This window comes from Paenibacillus sp. Aloe-11 (assembly GCF_000245715.1).
Classification (GTDB): Bacteria; Bacillota; Bacilli; order Paenibacillales; family Paenibacillaceae; genus Paenibacillus; species Paenibacillus kribbensis.
On record NZ_JH601052.1, the window covers coordinates 148,298 to 166,274 of the forward strand.

The window sequence follows — 17,977 nt, forward strand, 5'->3', positions numbered from 1 at the left end:
GTGACAGCCGTTTGCGGAGGGCCTTTCTTTGTGTGGCTGCTGCGGCGTAGTTCCTATTCATTTGGAGGCGAAAAATGAATGTAGAAGTTAAGCACGTGACCTTCAGTATTCACGATAAGCAGCTGATCGATGACATCTGTCTACAGGTCCAAAAGGGAGATCTGGTCGGTCTGATCGGTCCGAACGGCAGCGGCAAATCGACGCTGCTCAAAAATATGTACCGTGTGCTAAAGCCTGACAACGGATGGATCACACTGGATGGACGAGATATGCTGCGCATGAAGTACAAGGAGACGGCCCGGCAAATGGCGGTGGTGAGTCAGGATGCAACTCAGACGTTTGATTTTTCAGTACGGGACATCGTCTTGATGGGCCGTCATCCACATAAAAAGCTGCTGGAGGCGGATACCGCTGTTGATTATGAATTGGTAGAGCAGGCATTGAAGCGGGTAGGTATGGACACTCAGGCCGAGCAGAGCTTTGCTACCTTGTCCGGTGGTGAAAAACAACGGGTGCTGATTGCCAGAGCGCTGGCCGGACAGGCGAAGTTTCTCATGCTGGATGAGCCGACGAATCATCTGGATATCCGGTATCAGCTGCAAATTCTTGATTTGGTCAAAGCGCTTCAGGTAACTACGCTCGCCGCGCTGCATGATTTGAATTTGGCGGCTTTGTATTGTGACCGAATGTATGTATTACAAGAGGGCAAGGTGGTTGCTTCCGGTATCACAGAGGATATACTTCAGCCGAGCCTGCTGCGCAGTGTCTTCGGAGTGGAGACGGAAGTCTGTATCCATCCGAAAACCGGGAAGCCGAATATTACCTTTTTACCGGATTCTCTCAGGAGAGGAGGCCATCCATGACGCTAACTAAGAAGGCGATACGATGAGGTAAGATAAACTGCGAATGAAAGAGGAGACGGTACATATGAAAAAATATAGCAAGCGCGCAATATCCTTGATTATGCTTGCTTTGGCGATGGTATTGCTGCTATCAGCCTGCGGATCAGGTAACACAGCTCAAACAACCGATTCAGCTACAAATGGACAGCAGCCTGTCGTATCGCAATCGGTGACCAAGGAAACGTCAGTAGAGATAGACAATATGGGCGTCAAGATGATATTTCCCGAAGCCCCCAAACGTGCAGTTACACTAAACCAGCACGCAACAGAGGTGATGCTGGCCCTTGGACTGGAATCCTCCATGGTAGGAACTGCGTATTTGGACGATCAGATTTTGCCGGAATATAAGGCTCAATATGATAAAATCCCGGTACTGGCCAAGCAGTATCCGTCTAAAGAGGTATTTATGGCTGCTGCGCCGGATTTTGCCTATGCGGGCTGGAAGAGCGCCTTTAATGATAAAAATCTTGGTTCCCGTGAGGAGCTTGCCGAGCAGGGAGTGGCGACCTATGTACAGGAATCATCCAATAAGCCGGGTCCAACGTTAGAAGATGTATATCTGGATATACTAAATATTGGACGCATTTTCCGGGTCGAGGACCGGGCAGACAAGCTGGTAGGTGACATTCGTAAACAAGTGCAGTCCATTCAGACTCAAATTGGTACTGTAGAGAAGGCACCAAAGGTGTTTGTCTATGACAGCGGCGAAGATAAGCCTTTTACGGCTGCCAATAATTATCTGACTTCATTGATTAAAAGCGTAAAGGCGAAAAATATTTTTGATGATATCAACAAAAGTTTTGCAGAGGTAAGCTGGGAAGAGGTTGTGAGCCGCAACCCTGACGTCATTGTCATTCTGGACTACGGAGACACTTCACTGGAGGATAAGGAGAAGCTGCTTCTGAGCAAGCCTGCACTGGCAGGTGTGGAAGCGATCAAAAACAAACGTTTTATAGTACTGCCCCTGTCTGCAGCGGCTGAAGGCATACGCGCACCGATTGCATTGAGAACCTTGGCTGCAGGTCTGTACCCGGACAAAGTGAAGTAAACAAACAAAAGAGTTGTCAAAGCATTGACGAACCTTGCCCAAACTGTTAAACTTGCTAATGCGTAAAGGTTACGTTTATCAAGCGCTTCTTTTTTTAATACCAAATCGTAATAATTACGGTAGATGGTTTAATGATCATAAACGACCTGGAGAATCTGCGCAATGATGATTGCTTGGGTGGCTCCAGGCTTTTTAAAGGAAAGGGAGATTTGCGTCATGTTATTGGCCTCATTGGAACAAGTCACTTTTGGCTACGGAGATGTTCCTAACTTGGTGGATGCCAATGTTGAAATTTTTTCCGGAGAATTTGTGGCAATTACCGGACCGAATGGTGCTTCCAAATCAACCATGCTTAAGCTGTTGCTGGGTTTGCTTCAGCCTTGGCAGGGCAAGGTGTTTATGTCTGACCGCACAGGTGAAGGCAAGAAGCTCGTTGTTGGATTTGTATCGCAACAAATCGCTGCCTTCAATGGTGGTTTTCCAAGTACGATTCTGGAATTTGTCCGTTCAGGAAGATACACGCATGGCTCCTGGCTGCGCCGTATGCGGCCTGAGGATCATGCCTTGACAGAGCAGGCGCTTCGTCAGGTAGGGATGTGGGATTTGCGCCATCGTAAGATTGGCGAATTGTCCGGTGGACAGAAGCAGCGCATTTGTGTTGCACGCGCGCTCGCCCAGGAATCGGATTTGCTTATTTTGGATGAGCCTACAACAGGTATGGATCAGGAAAGCCGCCATCATTTCTATGACTTGATGAATCAGCAGGTCAAGGAATATGGAAGAACGGTGGTCATGGTCACGCATGGACTATCGGAAGTCCAACATTATTTGGATCGTATTATTGAGCTTGAGAGGAAGGAAGATGGCGGATGGAAATGCTGCACTACGACTTCATGCAGCGGGCATTTTGTGCCGGTGGGGTAATTGCATTGCTGGCCTCGGTGCTTGGAGTGTACCTGATGCTGCGGCGTCAGGCTCTGATGGCGGACATGCTTTCGCATGTATCGTTGGCAGGGGTAGCAGCGGGTGCCTATTTGGGCATGAACCCGACGATTACCGGTTTTATTGTAGCTGTGATCGGCGCGATTATCGTTGAATATGTCCGTAGGTCCTATAAAACGTATAGTGAGATTTCGGTGGCTATTATTATGGTCGGCGGCTTATCGACGGCTGTTATTTTAATGAATCTGAATCAGAGCATTAATAAAGGGTTTTCCGCTTATTTGTTCGGTTCGGTGGTAGCGGTCAATCAGACAGAATTGCTGTTGATGATCGTAGTGGCTGTGATCGGAGGCATCTTCTTTTTCGTCTTCCGGCGCCCTTTGTACCAAATTACCTTTGATGAAGAAACAGCGAAGACCAATGGTCTTCCTGTCAAGTCCATTTCATTTGCGTTTAGTATTTTGACAGGGATGATTGTAGCTGCTGCCATGCCGATTGTCGGTGTGCTGCTTGTCTCCTCACTAATCGTGCTCCCTGCTGCGCTGGCCATACGAATTGCACCGAGCTTCGCGGCGGCCATCTGGATATCTATGGCAACTGCCTTGATCGGCGTATTTATGGGGTTAACTGCCTCGTATGAGCTGAGCACGCCCCCAGGAGGAACCATTGCCATGGTGCTGTTATTATTCCTGATCTTGGGAGTTGGTATTCATAAGCTGGTCCGCAAGCTGAGCAAGCAGCAGGCTTCCGGGCGGAAAAATGCGGCACGCAGTGAGAGCAATTAAAAATAGTAACTAAAATATACAGGGATAAAGGAGTTATGAACATGAATGCATGGTTCAAAAAATCATTTGTTTTGTCTGCGGGACTGGCACTTATTTTGTCCGGCTGTGGAGCCCAATCTGATCATACAGCTACAAATGCTTCCCCAACCGAGCCGGGTACGGCACAAAGTGGTAACAAGCTGAACGTGGTCACCACTTTTTATCCGATGTATGAATTTACAAGACAGGTTGCCGGAGACCATGCGAATGTAACGGCCCTGATTCCTGCTGGTGCGGAGCCCCATGACTGGGAACCGAGCGCCAAGGATATGGCACAGATCAAGGACGCTAACGTATTTGTCTATAACGGTATCGTCGAAGGCTGGGCAGAGCAGGCTTTGAGCAGCGCGGCCAACGACAAGCGTGTTGTAGTTGAAGCGAGTAAAGGGCTAAACCTGATGGAAGGTACTGCTGAGGAGGAAGAAGGCGAAGCACACGCAGAGGAAGGCCATGATCACGATCATGTGCTGGACCCTCATGTATGGCTTGATCCTGTATTGGCGCAAAAGGAAGTAGAGGCTATTGAAGCGGGGCTTGTAAAAGCCGATCCTGCCAATAAAGCCGATTATGAAAAAAACGCTGATGCTTATATTGCCAAGCTGAAAGAGCTGGATACAGCGTTCAAAACAGGTCTGAAGGATGCAAAACGCAAAGACTTTATTACACAGCATGCTGCTTTTGGTTATTTGGCCAAGCAATATGGTTTGACTCAAGTGCCGATTGCCGGACTTTCTCCCGAGCAAGAGCCTACACCGGACAAACTGGCAGGTATCATCAAGTTTTCCAAAGCAAACAATGTAAAAACCATTTTCTTTGAAACCCTCGTAGATCCAAAGGTGGCTCAGACCGTAGCCACTGAAATCGGTGCCAAAACGGATGTTCTGAATCCGCTCGAAGGACTGACAGATGAAGACAAACAGAACAACCTGGACTACCTTGGTGTGATGAAAAACAATCTGGAGGCTTTGAAGAAAGCTCTGAATGAATAAACAGACTTTAAACCAATAGTTAAAAAACTGACGTCGGAATAATATCGGCGTCTTTTTTTATGTCTGTCTAGTGAGTAATCATTTCATGTTAGTGTGGAGATAACTGCGATATAACAAAAAAACGATCTATCTCCATTAGACAGGAGAGGGATCGTTTTTTTCGTTGCGTGGGATATATTCCAGAACATCACTCAGGTTATGTCTCTGACCTGTAAGATCTTCTAATGTGTCGAGAATATGACTTAATGTTTCCAGATCTATGCGTTTTGTCTTACCATCACACATATCGTAAATTAAGTTCGGTCGAACTTTTGCTTCTCGAGCCAAGGCATTTTTTGTGATTCCTGCTTTGCCCAATGTTTCTTCTAACTTTATGTTTATCGCCAAAGATAATCACCTCTTATCAAGTATTTTACCCTGTTAGTAAGCATTATGAAATAATCATTTGACGATAAACATTTTTTAGTTCAGCTTACATAGTGCTAAGGTTTCACTGAATACCTAGTACTTTGTGATCTTTACCCTACAGGAACGAATTACGTCATTGTGAAACGATTTTTTGAAAACTAATTCTATGGTAGCTAGTTTCCAATTGCTTTTATAATTCAATGGTAGCGTTTTTGTTTTTACAGATTTTTTCTATTAATATTGCTCGTTTTTTCACCGATATTGAAACTTAAGTGTGTACGTAACCTACAACGGATTGGAGCGATTATTTTGGCAACAGTTATAATAGTGGATGATTCTTTATTTATGCGATCTGTGCTTAAAGATATTTTTTTGGATTTAGGTCACTCTGTAATTGCAGAGGCAGAAAATGGGTATGATGCTGTGTTGAAATACGCGCACTTTCGTCCAGACTTAATCACCATGGATATCAATATGCCTAAGATGGATGGACTTGAGGCCGTTAAAAAAATTGCCGAGCTTGATCCAAAAGCCAATATTTTAATGTGTTCTGCTTTGGGTCAGCACGAAGCGATTATAAAAGCATTTCAGGCAGGCGCAAAAGATTTTATTGTTAAGCCATTTGAGATGGAAAGGGTCGTAAATGCAGTCTCAAAAATGCTTGATAGTTAATAAATACAGATTTTAATACATAAAAATTGAACAATTTGAAATAAGAAATCCATGGTTATTTTCACGAATATGGAGATGAAGAAGATGAGCAATCGGGTATTGTCTCAAAAAGTATTTATAGATGAACTGATCACTACGATCAGGAATGGAGGGCTTGTTCCTCTAAATTATGAACAGCTCATAAGCGAACATAGAGATAGAATGGATGCTCTTAACAATGAGCTTACGGTGCGTATAGAGGGATTAGAGACGGATCTGATTCCTGCTTCGACGTATTCCATTCCTTTTTCCAGTGGTGAAATTATGTTTCTGGCTCGTTATATTGTACTTATGGGGGATCAAACCGAGGGGTACTTTGTGTTCTATCGAGCAGAGGACTGTGAAAGTCCGGAAGAGGTGCAGTTTATAACAAGCTCTTATCAGCTTCCTCATTTGTTGCTTGAACTGGCTTTTACTTTAAAAAAACATGGCACGAGTAAGCCCGTTGATATTTTGACTTATTGGAATGGACCTGTTTATCCGTTAAAAGATTTGAATAAAGAGGATATCAAGCTGTCCACCTATGAATTTTAAAGCTGTAGTAAGGATGAGGCACTGGATTTTTGGGCAAAAAAAGTAGGATTTAGTGTAATTTCCGAAGAAAATAATGGTCAGGGAATGAGATGGATTGAAATTGCTCCTGCAGAGGGTACAGAAACAAGTATCATTCTCCATAATAGGGGATTTGTTGCTGAAAATGTCGCCTGAGTTAAATCTCGGCACACCCTCCTTAATGTTTTCTTCGGAAAATCTCGATCAATTATATGGCGACTTATCCATTAACAATGTCAAAGTCGGAGAAATTGTAACTATGCCTTTCGGAAGAGTATTTAACTTTGCTGATCATGAAGATAATTACTTTGCTGTCATGGAACAAGCTAAATAATAAAATTCAATATAAGTTGAACTCGAAAAATACATTAAAACGGAGTAGGCGGAATAGTGCTGTACAAGCGAAGCGGTCGCTTTTGTCCCCGGATTTCTACTGCGACTCTGGCTTTATTCAGAAATCCGGGGGCGGTGGCGATGGGAAGCATTATCCGTCTGCGCAGTGGCACGTTAGGTAACTTTTAAGTTCAGCTTATATAGGTATCAAAATCCCTTGAGAGAGTCAAATCCCTCAGGGGATTTTTTACATTGATAATCAAACGCATGTTCGCATATAATACAAACAAACGTTCTGATAAGGAGTGAAGGATCATGCTGGAAAAATACGTGGGGCAGATCGTGGAAATCGTGTATATGGACCGAAAGGGCAAACTGTCTCATCGGCGCATTGAGGTGCATCGTGTGCAAAATGGTTTGATACGGGCTGCCTGTTTACTGACAGGCCAGCCACGCGTTTTTCGATTAGACCATGTACTGGCATGGCATCCTGTAACCCAAACAGCATAGGAGGCGTTTACGATGGGGAAAAAGCTTGAAGGGAATGGCATATGGGAAAGCTCGCGCATGATCTTGCCTGAGCATCGGGATGCGTATCTGAGACTGATGAAGGAGCAGGGCAGACGTGACAAGCCGACACTGGACGATCAGGAAATGTGGCAGATTGAACAGGCCCTTATCATTTCCTATAATGAACGGAAGTCTATTACGCTGCGGGTATTTAATCCGTTTGATGACGAGGAGTTATGTGGGCTTGTAACGGTGATTAACACGAGTCGGCGAGAAGTAAAGCTGTCCCGCGGAGAAGAGGACTTTAGCTGGATTAAGCTGGAGGAAATTATCGAGGCGAATATATAGCAACAATAGGATTGTAGTCGTATAAGCTCACGTTTAAAATGAAGCAGTAGCTGCAAAAAGAAGGAGGAATTCAATTTGAAAGTAAGCAAAAGCAATGCTGAACACTATATATGGGGAGATCAATGTGATGGTTGGCGTTTGGTGAATCATAAAGATTTGAGCATTATCCATGAGCGTATGCCTGGCAATACACACGAGGTCAGACATTATCACCATCATGCCCGTCAATTTTTCTTTATTTTATCCGGTACAGCGATACTTGAAGTGGACGGCGAACGAATTCAGTTAGGATCTCAGGAAGGCTGTGAGATTCCTCCTTTGATCGCTCATCAGATGTTTAATGAAACGAATGAGGATGTTGAGTTTTTGGTGATCTCTCAGCCTGCGACTAGAGGTGACCGGGTGCTGGCCGAAAACTAATATTTTGGGGCAGACAAATACAAGTGAAGTTTGACAAGTATGTTTTAGTACCGTATAGTGCTAATTATGATGAAAAAAAATAAAACGACCAATCGGGATGTTGTTCTGAGCATTGCGACTTCATTGTTTCTCACTAAAGGCTATCATACAACAAGCATGGACGAAATTGTGGCTGTCAGCAATGTATCCAAAACGAACATTTACTATTATTTTAAAAGCAAGGAAGAACTGCTGTCAGCTATTCTGGATCAACTGATTCGAACGTATAACGAGCTGATTTTTGAGGTTGTTTCACGTAAGGATCAATCCGTGCAGGAACGTCTGGAGACCCTTCTTCTGTTGCTGACTCAGCAAGAGACAGATTATTTAGGCGGCTGTCCCTTTATTACTCTGTACACGCAAATGCCTCAGGATATTCCCTTGTTTCGAGAGAAAGTGAGCCGATTTTTTCAAAGCCAAATCACCACGGTGGAAGCGTTGTTGAACGAGGGGATGGAGAGTTTGGAGATTCGGGCTGAACTTCCTGCCAGATCGACGGCTGAATTCATTGTCTCAGCTATCGAAGGTGCACTCTTTTTACAACATGCAGGTCAAGACCCGGGCATACTTGTAAATTTAAAAATGACTTTAGCGTTTCTGCTAAAGTGATTTTTTTAATCATGATTAGCACTATATAGTACTAAAAAATACAGAAAGCAGGTTATATTTATGGCACATATCTTGATCACGGGCGGTACAGGTTTTATCGGCATGCATACGCTACAGCAACTTTCCCGGGAGGAGCATACCGTTACCGTTCTTGTTCGCTCGCTGAAGAAGTGGGAACAAATATGCAGGCAAATGAATCTGGAGACCGCATGGCATACGGGAAAGTTAACACCGGTTATCGGTGACTTAAGTGCACCCGCTCTGGGGCTGAGTTCTTCTGACAGGAAGCGGGTTGAGACAGCAGATGTGGTGATTCACGCAGGAGGACCGATGGACATATTGCTGGGAGAGGAGGAGGCGAGAGGCGCTTTTTTACAAGCAGCAGAAGAGATGCTGACGTTGGCTGCACATATTCATGCAAGCAAGGGGTTACGACATTTTATCCATTTGGTTGGATTCAAAAGCCCTTTTAATCATCGCAACTGGAATGCCCCGGAGCCTGTCATTGCTCATTTGGAACAGGCTCCTCCTTATGAACGTATGAAATTCCTGGCTGATTTGCGTATCCGTCAGGGGGCGCACAAAGAAGGATTTCCGCTGTCGGTTATCCATTTGAGCGTGGTCATTGGTGACTCAGCGCACGGGGATACGCCTCAAACCGGTGGGCTTGGCATACTTGTAGCCTCTACAGCGCGCAAGCTCATGGGTCTCATTCCGGGCGGCAAGTCCCATTGGCTTCCTATGGTTCACGTAGATCATGCAGCCGAATTCATCAGTGTGCTTGCCAAGGAAACACACCCTGTCAGTGAAACATACTACCTAATGGATGAAAGGCAGCAGAGCCCGACCATGATGGAACTGGGAACGAATATGGCGAAGGAGCTTCGAGTTCGGAAACCGTGGGGCTCCATTTCACCCGCTTGGCTATCCAGCATCTTAGGCACTCCAATGGGGCGAAAGCTGGGGATTCCCAAGGAATCACTCGATTTTATTGTGGATGTGGACTACCCACTGGATGCGACGCGAGCGATTCAGCATAAACACGGATTGACACAGGCGGTAAATACGGACGTTCTCCCATTTGTTATTACGGACCTTGATTACAGAATTGCACATTCCCGCATGGATACAGATGGATTTGTCCGCAGCAGGCGCGGGCCTTTGGCTACGCTAGAACGAAAAGTGGAAAATGAAAATCCACCGATTGTGTTTGTTCACGGTACTTTGAGTGGGGCAGATTGCTTGATACCGCTGGCCGAGCAATTTCCGGAATCCTCTGTTTGCCTGGTGGATCTCCCCGGGTTTGGGCGATCTCCTTACCATCATCAGGAGGATATACTGGAGGGGCACATCGAATCGTTAGTACAAGCTATTCAAACTTTTAAAACACCGATCCGCCTTGTGGGTCATTCTTTCGGCGGATTATTGACTGCCAAAGTGTGGGAACGCCTACCTGAACGCATTAGCAGCTTGCATCTGTTGCAGCCTGTATTCCATCCCGCTCCGCGCAGGTATCGGAGTGCACGAATTACGGAGAGTGTGCTGGGCAGACTCAGCGAGTCAGGCTTACGCAAGCAATTGCTGTCGCAGACTTGTTTTGAAAACATGGAGGAAATCCCGCCAGCATACATCACGTATGTCCTTGAGGAATTGCGTTCTCCCCGCATAAGAAAGACGACTGCGGAAGCGCTGGCCATGTTAACAAGGTCAGATAGCTTCCGGTTCGCGTCCGAGAATCTCGGGCCATCGTTCAAGGAGAAGGTTTCGATTGTGTGGGGGATGAAGGATCAAATTTATAAGCTGCCCGAACAATTTCATGGTTTGCACACGCTGCATATTCCGGCAGCCCATCATTTTCCGATCTCGCAACCGAAGCAAACAGCGCACTTGCTAAAGCAGCACATGGAGCAGATCGCCGATGTTCTTTCTGGGTCCGTTAAATAAAATCATAGAGTGCATAGAGGAGGTCGCCATATTGGCGGCTTTTTTCGTCGAGAGGGGATTATAAAGGTTTACCATGCGTTTCTTTTGTAGTAATATAGACTAATCGTAATTATTACAATTAAAAGGCGGGATGATGAGAACAGCTTCCGGGAGCCTTGGCAATCATAATTGAAGGAGTCATCAGCGTGAGAGAAAACAGAGTAACCTCGAAACTGCCTTCCAAGGCAGAGCGTCGTCGGCTGTTCGGTTCGGTGGACCCTACTCCGGGAGATAAACCCACATTGAAAGAGCATATGTCCGATTTGCAAAATGAGCAGCGCAACTATTTGTTCGACATTGAACAGGTGGGCATCGCCAGAGTAAAGCACCCCATTACCGTAGAGGCGGGTTTAGCCCCTGCTTCACAGGTAAGCATCGGAACCTTTAAGCTAACAACCTCGCTGAATCGTGAGGCCAAAGGAATTAACATGAGCCGCCTGACAGAGCACTTGGAGGAGTATCGGCAGCAGGGTGGAACAACGGATTTGGCACAGCTCATCCGTTTTACAAAAGGTTTGACCGCGCGGATGAATCAGGAACGGGCTGAGCTGGAGCTTTCGTTCCCGTGGTTCTACGAACGGCGCTCCCCTATGCTGGGGAAAACGGGACTAAACCATGCCGAGGGGTTAATCCGAATCAGCTATGAGGAAGGACGGGGAAGCTGTGTCGTGGTTGGTCTGACAGTGGCGGTAACAACTTTGTGTCCGTGCTCCAAGGAAATCAGCGAATACAGCGCCCACAATCAGCGTGGCGTAGTAACTATGGAAGCGCACATAGATGAACTGGATATGGAGCAGGACTGGAAGGTCATGCTGCTGAATGCAGCAGAATCCAATGCTAGCGCTCCGCTGCATCCGATTCTTAAGCGCCCGGACGAGAAGGCGGTAACTGAAAAAGCGTATGAAAATCCGCGTTTTGTCGAGGATATGGTGAGGCTAATTGCCGCTGATTTGGTCGAGCTGAAGGCCGTTCGTGCCTTCACGGTGGAGTGCCGAAATGAAGAATCCATTCATCTGCATGATGCCATAGCGAAAATCTCATATAAAAAACCACGTTCCTGATTCTTCAGGAAGGAAAGCCAGGGAACCGCAGTAAAAATGGTCGAAATGACGATTTTGCTGTGGTTTTTTATTCTATTTTAGGAATTAAAAATAGTTTTTGTCCAAATTCCGGTCTGAAATGTCCATGGAATCAGGATATTTATTCCATATAATAAGGAGGTGAATCCAATGAAAATGATTATCAATATCAAAGGAGTGATCGAGTTGTCAAAAGCTGCAACTGCTATCTCGCAAAACACCCGTTACCTGGAAAGCCAGGCTGCGCGGGAATCCAATGCCAGATCCTACCCCCGGCGTATTCCGATAGCCATCGCCGAAGCAGAAGGCATCTATGTCAAGGACATGGATGGAAAAAACTATATTGACTGCCTGGCCGGGGCCGGAACTTTGGCACTCGGTCATAACCATCCCGTGGTCCTGGAAGCGATCAGAGAGCTGCTGGATCAAAAACGGCCTCTGCATACGCTGGATTTGACCACGCCAGTGAAGGAGCAGTTTGTAGAAGAGCTATTCGCCAGTCTGCCTCCTGAATTTGCCCGTCAAGCCAAAATCCAATTTTGTGGTCCAACCGGAGGCGATGCGGTGGAAGCCGCGATCAAGCTGGTCAAAACGGCTACGGGGCGCCGAAGCATTTTTTCCTTCCAAGGCGGTTATCATGGTTCGACCCACGCAACGATGAGTCTCAGTGGAACTTTGGGACAAAAAGAGCGGGTGCAGGGCTTGATACCGGATGTTCATTTTATGCCCTATCCCTATGCGTATCGGTGCCCATTTGGAGTAGGTGGAGAGCAGACGCATGCGCTTAGCAGTCGTTATATTGAGAATCTGCTGGATGACCCCGAGAGCGGAATCGTTACGCCATGTGCTTTTATTCTGGAGATAGTTCAAGGGGAAGGCGGCTCCATTCCTGCGCCTGTCGAGTGGATTCGGGAGATTCGCCGCATCACCAAGGAACGGAATATCCCGTTGATTATTGATGAAGTCCAGACCGGACTTGGACGTACAGGCAAGTTGTTTGCTTTTGAGCATGCGGATATTATCCCCGATGTACTGATCTTGTCCAAAGCGATTGGCGGCAGTCTGCCGCTGTCGGTGGTCATTTATAACGAAGCACTCGACGTATGGAATCCGGGCGCGCATATCGGTACTTTTCGTGGCAATCAGATGGCCATGGCTGCCGGACTGGCTACGCTGAAATATATAAAGGAGTACTATATACCCGACCATGCTGCGGCCAGAGGCGAACAATTCATGAGCCGCCTGAACATCTTGAAGCAGCAAACAGGCTGCATCGGAGATGTACGCGGCCGGGGGCTTATGATCGGGGTAGAGATTGTGGACGACCGACAGTCGGTGGATCATTTGGGACATTATCCGGCCCACAAAAAGCTGGCTGCTCGAATACAGCAGGAATGCCTGAAACGTGGACTTATTTTGGAGGTTGGGGGAAGGCATTCTGCCGTGATCCGCTTTTTACCGCCGCTGATTGTGACCGAGCGCCAAATTGACGACATATTCCTTATTTTCAATGAAGCGGTGCATGCAGCCTATGCCGGGTTGCAGCACGAACACGACTAAGCGCAGGCTACGGGATGAAAAACCATGCTGTGGCTAAGCAATGGAAGGTCGTCATCACGGTGATGCTCGGCACCTTTACGGTTTTACTGAATAACAGTTCGCTGAATCCGGCGATTCCGTCCTTCATTAAGGTGTTCGATACGAACGCTGCCACGGCGAGCTGGCTCATTACCATTTTTCTAATCATGATGGGGATGACCATGCCTTTAACCGGGTATTTGGCGGATCGCTTTGGAAAAAAGAAAATCTACCTGAGTGGACTTGCACTTTTTGTTACAGGCTCCTTACTCGGTTCGATATCGTGGGGGCTCACCGCTGTAATCATGTGTCGTGGACTGCAAGGGATAGCGGGCGGGCTGATGATTCCGTTGTCGCTGGCGCTGATTTTTGAAGCCTTTCCCAAGGAGGAACGCGGCAGGGTTACGGGAATATGGGGGATTGCAATTATGGCCGCCCCGATGCTCGGGCCTACAGTTGGCGGAATTGTTTTATCGCTCAGCAGCTGGCAGGTACTTTTCCTTATGAATGTGCCAACTGGACTGCTGGGATTGCTGCTGGGAATACGCTACTTGGCCGCCACGCGTGGCAATCCGTCGCGCACCTTTGATTGCAGCGGATTTATAACGATCACCTTGGGGGTAGGATTCATTCTGTTTGCGCTGGGCAGAACAACGACGGCGGCAGATGTAGTTGACCCGCTGCATATGTTGCTGTTCCTTGCCGGAGCGATTTTGCTGGTGATGTTTGTACGAATGGAGCTGATCAAGGAACAGCCCTTGCTGAATGTACACATTTTTAAAATACCTACCTACAGCCTCAGCGTAATCGTGGCGAGTGTACAGGCGATTGCGATGTTTGGCAGCATTTTTCTGGTTCCGATGCTGGTTCAACAAGTATATGGCTATGACGCCATGATGACAGGACTTGTGTTTTTGCCTTCTGCTATATGCACAGGCTGGTTCGTCACCCTTGCAGGCAAGCAGCTGGATCGCAAGGGGCCTAAAGGGATTATCAGCACGGGGCTCATCCTTACGTGTACGGCTACGGCGATGCTCGGTATGCTCCAGCTCCATTCACCGCTCTGGGTCATTTTTGTCCTCATGATGCTGCGGGGAATTGGATTGGGTTTGTCCAATATGCCTGCCACCACCGCCGGATTGAATGCGATTCCCGATAAGCTTGTAGCCCAAGGCTCGGCGATGAATAATGTGATGCGCAGACTGACCTCTTCGCTTGGAATGGTCGTCATTTCGATTTATTTTGAAGTTCGCAAGGCTCAGCTGCTGGTGGCGGGCTATTCGGTGGAAACGGGGACGCTGCAAGCGATCAGGGAAGGCTTTATTGGAATGAGCATACTCATTTTACTCACGATTCCCGCCGCTTTTTTCCTCAAGCCACCCGCATTCCTTCCTGAAAAAGAAGCGCGTCGTACATCCCGTGATACCTCGGAAGTGAAAGCGCCTGCGTCTGTACCTAAAGCTTGAACAGGAAGGGAGAGGATAAATACATGCTGACACAATCAAAGGAGGCTTCCGCTGCCGCTGGAGAATGGTCCAAGAGTAGAAAATGGGCGGAACAAGCGACACTGCGGGCCTTGGTTAACAGCTATCTGCGGGAAACGCAGCAATTTGACCCGAGAATGGATGCGGTGGCACAGGATATGAGGGTGATTCTGCCACGGACCGGGCGACAGGTCAGAGGTACGCTGCTTCATTTTTCTGCGACCGGACAACATGTGTATGGGAGAGAGTGGTACGAGGCGGAGGAAGAAGGAGCTGGCAGATTGCTTGAGATGGATGAGATCATACAATGGCTGCTGGACGAGCTGGGCTACCACGCCAATCCCGAGCAGCGGGAAGCGGAGCAGCAAAAGATGAAGCAGCGCATTCGCAACAGCCTGCACAAAATGACGCTTTTTATGGGCAAGCATCTGAAGCTTGCAAGCGAGAGCAGAACCGAATCCTCAAGTAAGGGAGATCGGCTGGCGTATGTACGCTCGGAACAGTCTTTGCTGATCGGACATCCCTTTCATCCTTTTCCGAAAAGCACGGAGGGTTTTGCCGATGATGAGCTTCCATTATACAGTCCTGAGATGAGCGCGGTGTTCCAGCTATATTATTTCGCGGTTCATAAGAATAACGTGCAGGAGGAATGGATTGGTGAAGAGTACCGCAGGGGCGCCATCGACCCGTCTGTGCTGCTCCATGCCGAGCGCCAATGGGGAAAGGAGTTGGAACACTATTGTATCTTGCCCATGCATCCTTGGCAGGCCGAGCATGTGTTGCGGCAACCGTATATTCAAAGCCTAATACGACAGCGGCAGCTGATTCCTATGGGAGCGCTAGGTCCTGTTTTTTATCCGACTTCTTCAATACGAACAGTATGGAATTTAGAAACTGGAAATGGCTACAAGCTGCCGTTGCATGTCCGAATTACGAATCTGGTGCGCGATAATACGCAGGAACAGGCTCGGCGTACCTTGGATGCTGCGAAGGTCATCCATGATCTTTCAGCCGAATGGTCATCCCATATCCAATCCGAGGGCTTCAAGGTGCTGACCGAAACGGGCTATAGCCGTGTATGCTTCAAGCCGAATAACGAGACAGAATGGGCGGGAAGTTCGGATGCAAGATATGATGCTGGACAGGAGTCTGGTCCAGTGGCGATAGAAGAAGGAACAGCAGCGGTTCACGAGTTGGAGCAACTGTCGGACCAGTTTACAGTTCTCTACCGTCCGATGGACTTGAACCCGGAATCGACCTATGTCATGGCTTCCTTGCTGGAGCCGCTGCCGGGCGAACAGGAGCCGCGGCTGATTGGAGTGATTCGGGACCATTCTGCGAGTAACGTTGGAGAGCAGCCGAACCTGTCAGCTTGGCTGGAGCGGTATCTCCACATATCCATGGTCCCCATGCTGCGTTTGCTTGCGGTGAAAGGGATCGCCTTCGAAGCCCATGTGCAAAATTCGCTTCTGTCCCTTCAGGACGGATGGCCGGAATGCTACTATGTACGTGATTTGGAGGGCGTGAGTATTGTGCGTGAACAGGCTGAGGCAGCCGGATGGGTCGGTTCACTGATCTCTGAGGATAGTCCTGTCTTATATGGTGCACAAGAGCCGTGGCTGCGTACCCGCTATTATTTTTTTGTGAATCACTTGGGTGCTTTGATTCATGCCCTTGCGGTTCATCAACAGTATAGTGAGCAGGAGTATTGGGGAGTGGTCCGCAAGGTGCTGGAGCAATTACAGGAGCAACTAGAAGCACAGGATGAAGTACAAGTACAACAGGAGCGGGAAACAGGCTCGAAGCAAGATGCAGATGCTCGTGTACGTCTAGCCGCCTATATCCAGGATTTATTGACTAATCCTACACTGCCTGCCAAAGCCAATTTTATAAGCTGCTTTCAATCCAGAGGGGATACACCTTCGTTTATCCCGATTCCTAATCCAATTCAGATTCGTGAGGTGACTTCATGACGATAACGAACATTCCCGGAACTAACAATTCAGGAACTAACAATTCAGGAACTAACAATTCAGATAACTTGTCTACAAGCAATCTTTCTGCAACCTCCTCTGGCATCGCTTCGACCACTCAGCGCTTTATTCAAGCGCTTCGCTCAGATACCTTTACACAGGTCGAGCAGCGCATCATCCGACAACTGATTCAGGCATTGTTATATGAAGAAATTTTGCCCTATGACACTCGCGACGATGCTGTGGAAGATGGCTGCCAGCATTATATATTATACGGCAAGGACACTACAGGGCAGCCCGTTCAATATCGTTCTGTTGGAAAACGAATGGACAGCTTTGGGCGTATTCGGCTGGCTCGTATTCCAGTCATACGGGTCGGGACAGACGGAAGCGAAACGACGGCTGCGCTGGCAGATTTTGCGAACGAAGTCCTCAGCGCCGCACAGCAGGGAGAGCGGCTTCAACGCTTTATAGAAGAGCTGGAGCAAACTTTGCTCAAGGATGTGCAGGCGCAAAGTTATTTGACAGCGCCATCTCTCGTAGATGACCAGCGTCGATATGATGAGCTGGAAGGCAATTTGGGGGACGGCCATCCCTACCATCCATGCTATAAATCCAGGATTGGATTCACGCTGACAGATAATGAGCTGTATGGTCCGGAGTTCAAGCAGCCGATTCGTCCTGTGTGGCTGGCCATTGCCAAAAGCCACAGCCGGGTCGGGAAATCGCAGGCGATTGATTATGAAGCATTTATTCGCCAGGAGCTGGGAGAAGGCGAATTTGCACGCTTCCAAGCCTTGTTGACCAGCTATGGTCAGCAACCGGAGGCTTATCGGCTCATGCCTGTACATCCGTGGCAGTGGCAGCAGGTCATTTTGCCCCGCTTCCATCAAGAGCTGGCGGAGCAACAGATCATATGGCTCGGTGAAGCAAGCGATGTGTATCAGGCGCAGCAGTCGATCCGCACATTGTCCAACCGAACGACACCTGATCGCGCTTATGTGAAGCTGTCGCTCAGCATTACGAACACCTCCACTAGCCGGATTATGGCTGGACATACCGTACTGAACGGTGCACTTATCACAGACTGGCTGCATGGGTTGCTGGAGCACGATGAATACGCCGTTCAACAGGGATTTTTTGTTTTGCGTGAGGTTTTGGGTATCACATTTGACTACGAGCAGTTGCCCGAATACCGTCAGGCGAAAACGTATGGTTCGCTGGGGACGGTGTGGCGGGAAAGCA

The 17,977-nt window shown here is 47.8% G+C and carries 18 protein-coding genes and 1 pseudogene; 18 read left to right on the top strand and 1 reads right to left on the bottom strand.

What is annotated here, in order from left to right:
• Positions 1–74 precede the first annotated feature (74 nt).
• The 5 genes from WG8_RS11145 (at position 75) to WG8_RS11165 (ending at position 4,705) form a co-directional block, all read left to right on the top strand.
• Complete coding sequence (locus WG8_RS11145; protein WP_007430279.1) at positions 75–863, top strand: ABC transporter ATP-binding protein; 789 nt, start codon at positions 75–77, stop codon at positions 861–863.
• 64 nt (positions 864–927) lie between these two features.
• Positions 928–1,950 carry an ABC transporter substrate-binding protein gene (locus WG8_RS11150; protein ID WP_007430280.1) on the top strand — a complete coding sequence of 341 codons (1,023 nt, stop codon included), beginning with the start codon at positions 928–930 and terminating at the stop codon, positions 1,948–1,950.
• 216 nt (positions 1,951–2,166) lie between these two features.
• Positions 2,167–2,874 (top strand): metal ABC transporter ATP-binding protein, encoded by a 708-nt coding sequence (locus WG8_RS11155; RefSeq protein WP_176718078.1) that lies wholly within the window; start codon positions 2,167–2,169, stop codon positions 2,872–2,874.
• The gene (locus tag WG8_RS11160; RefSeq protein ID WP_007430282.1) at positions 2,820–3,677 is read left to right on the top strand and encodes a metal ABC transporter permease; all 858 of its coding nucleotides are present in this window, start codon (positions 2,820–2,822) and stop codon (positions 3,675–3,677) included. Before WG8_RS11155 ends, WG8_RS11160 begins: the two co-directional genes overlap by 55 nt.
• 41 nt (positions 3,678–3,718) lie before the next feature.
• Positions 3,719–4,705, top strand: coding sequence for a metal ABC transporter substrate-binding protein (locus WG8_RS11165; RefSeq protein WP_007430283.1), 987 nt, complete (start codon positions 3,719–3,721; stop codon positions 4,703–4,705).
• Positions 4,706–4,840: 135 nt separating this feature from the next.
• Here WG8_RS11165 and WG8_RS11170 read toward each other — a convergent pair whose 3' ends face one another.
• Positions 4,841–5,092, bottom strand: a complete 252-nt coding sequence (locus tag WG8_RS11170) for a helix-turn-helix domain-containing protein (RefSeq protein WP_043890969.1) — start codon at positions 5,090–5,092, stop codon at positions 4,841–4,843.
• Positions 5,093–5,422: 330 nt separating this feature from the next.
• Here WG8_RS11170 and WG8_RS11175 point away from each other — a divergent pair, with 330 nt between their 5' ends.
• The 13 genes and pseudogenes from WG8_RS11175 to WG8_RS28335 form a co-directional block, all read left to right on the top strand.
• Entirely contained in the window at positions 5,423–5,785 is a 363-nt protein-coding gene (locus WG8_RS11175; protein ID WP_043890970.1) for a response regulator, read from the top strand.
• A gap of 84 nt (positions 5,786–5,869) precedes the next feature.
• Complete coding sequence (locus WG8_RS11180) at positions 5,870–6,358, top strand: hypothetical protein (protein WP_007430285.1); 489 nt, start codon at positions 5,870–5,872, stop codon at positions 6,356–6,358.
• A 21-nt stretch (positions 6,359–6,379) separates the two neighbouring features.
• Positions 6,380–6,710 (top strand): annotated as a pseudogene (locus tag WG8_RS26940) (VOC family protein).
• A 314-nt stretch (positions 6,711–7,024) separates the two neighbouring features.
• Positions 7,025–7,219, top strand: coding sequence for a hypothetical protein (locus WG8_RS11190; protein WP_007430288.1), 195 nt, complete (start codon positions 7,025–7,027; stop codon positions 7,217–7,219).
• Between the two features lie 12 nt (positions 7,220–7,231).
• Positions 7,232–7,567, top strand: coding sequence for a YolD-like family protein (locus WG8_RS11195; protein WP_007430289.1), 336 nt, complete (start codon positions 7,232–7,234; stop codon positions 7,565–7,567).
• 75 nt (positions 7,568–7,642) lie between these two features.
• On the top strand, positions 7,643–7,987 hold the full coding sequence (locus WG8_RS11200; protein ID WP_007430290.1) for a cupin domain-containing protein: 345 nt from the start codon (positions 7,643–7,645) through the stop codon (positions 7,985–7,987).
• A 69-nt stretch (positions 7,988–8,056) separates the two neighbouring features.
• Positions 8,057–8,635, top strand: a complete 579-nt coding sequence (locus WG8_RS11205) for a TetR/AcrR family transcriptional regulator (protein WP_007430291.1) — start codon at positions 8,057–8,059, stop codon at positions 8,633–8,635.
• Positions 8,636–8,695: 60 nt separating this feature from the next.
• Complete coding sequence (locus tag WG8_RS11210; RefSeq protein ID WP_007430292.1) at positions 8,696–10,579, top strand: alpha/beta fold hydrolase; 1,884 nt, start codon at positions 8,696–8,698, stop codon at positions 10,577–10,579.
• A 185-nt stretch (positions 10,580–10,764) separates the two neighbouring features.
• Complete coding sequence (gene folE2 / locus WG8_RS11215) at positions 10,765–11,679, top strand: GTP cyclohydrolase FolE2 (RefSeq protein WP_007430293.1); 915 nt, start codon at positions 10,765–10,767, stop codon at positions 11,677–11,679.
• A 168-nt stretch (positions 11,680–11,847) separates the two neighbouring features.
• The gene (locus WG8_RS11220) at positions 11,848–13,257 is read left to right on the top strand and encodes an aspartate aminotransferase family protein (RefSeq protein WP_007430294.1); all 1,410 of its coding nucleotides are present in this window, start codon (positions 11,848–11,850) and stop codon (positions 13,255–13,257) included.
• Positions 13,258–13,271: 14 nt separating this feature from the next.
• Positions 13,272–14,741, top strand: a complete 1,470-nt coding sequence (locus tag WG8_RS11225) for an MDR family MFS transporter (RefSeq protein WP_043890971.1) — start codon at positions 13,272–13,274, stop codon at positions 14,739–14,741.
• Positions 14,742–14,764: 23 nt separating this feature from the next.
• On the top strand, positions 14,765–16,732 hold the full coding sequence (locus WG8_RS11230) for an IucA/IucC family protein (protein ID WP_007430296.1): 1,968 nt from the start codon (positions 14,765–14,767) through the stop codon (positions 16,730–16,732).
• Positions 16,729–17,977, top strand: a 1,249-nt coding sequence (locus tag WG8_RS28335) for an IucA/IucC family protein (protein WP_007430297.1), incomplete at its 3' end; no start/stop codon positions are given. The genes WG8_RS11230 and WG8_RS28335, both read left to right, overlap by 4 nt.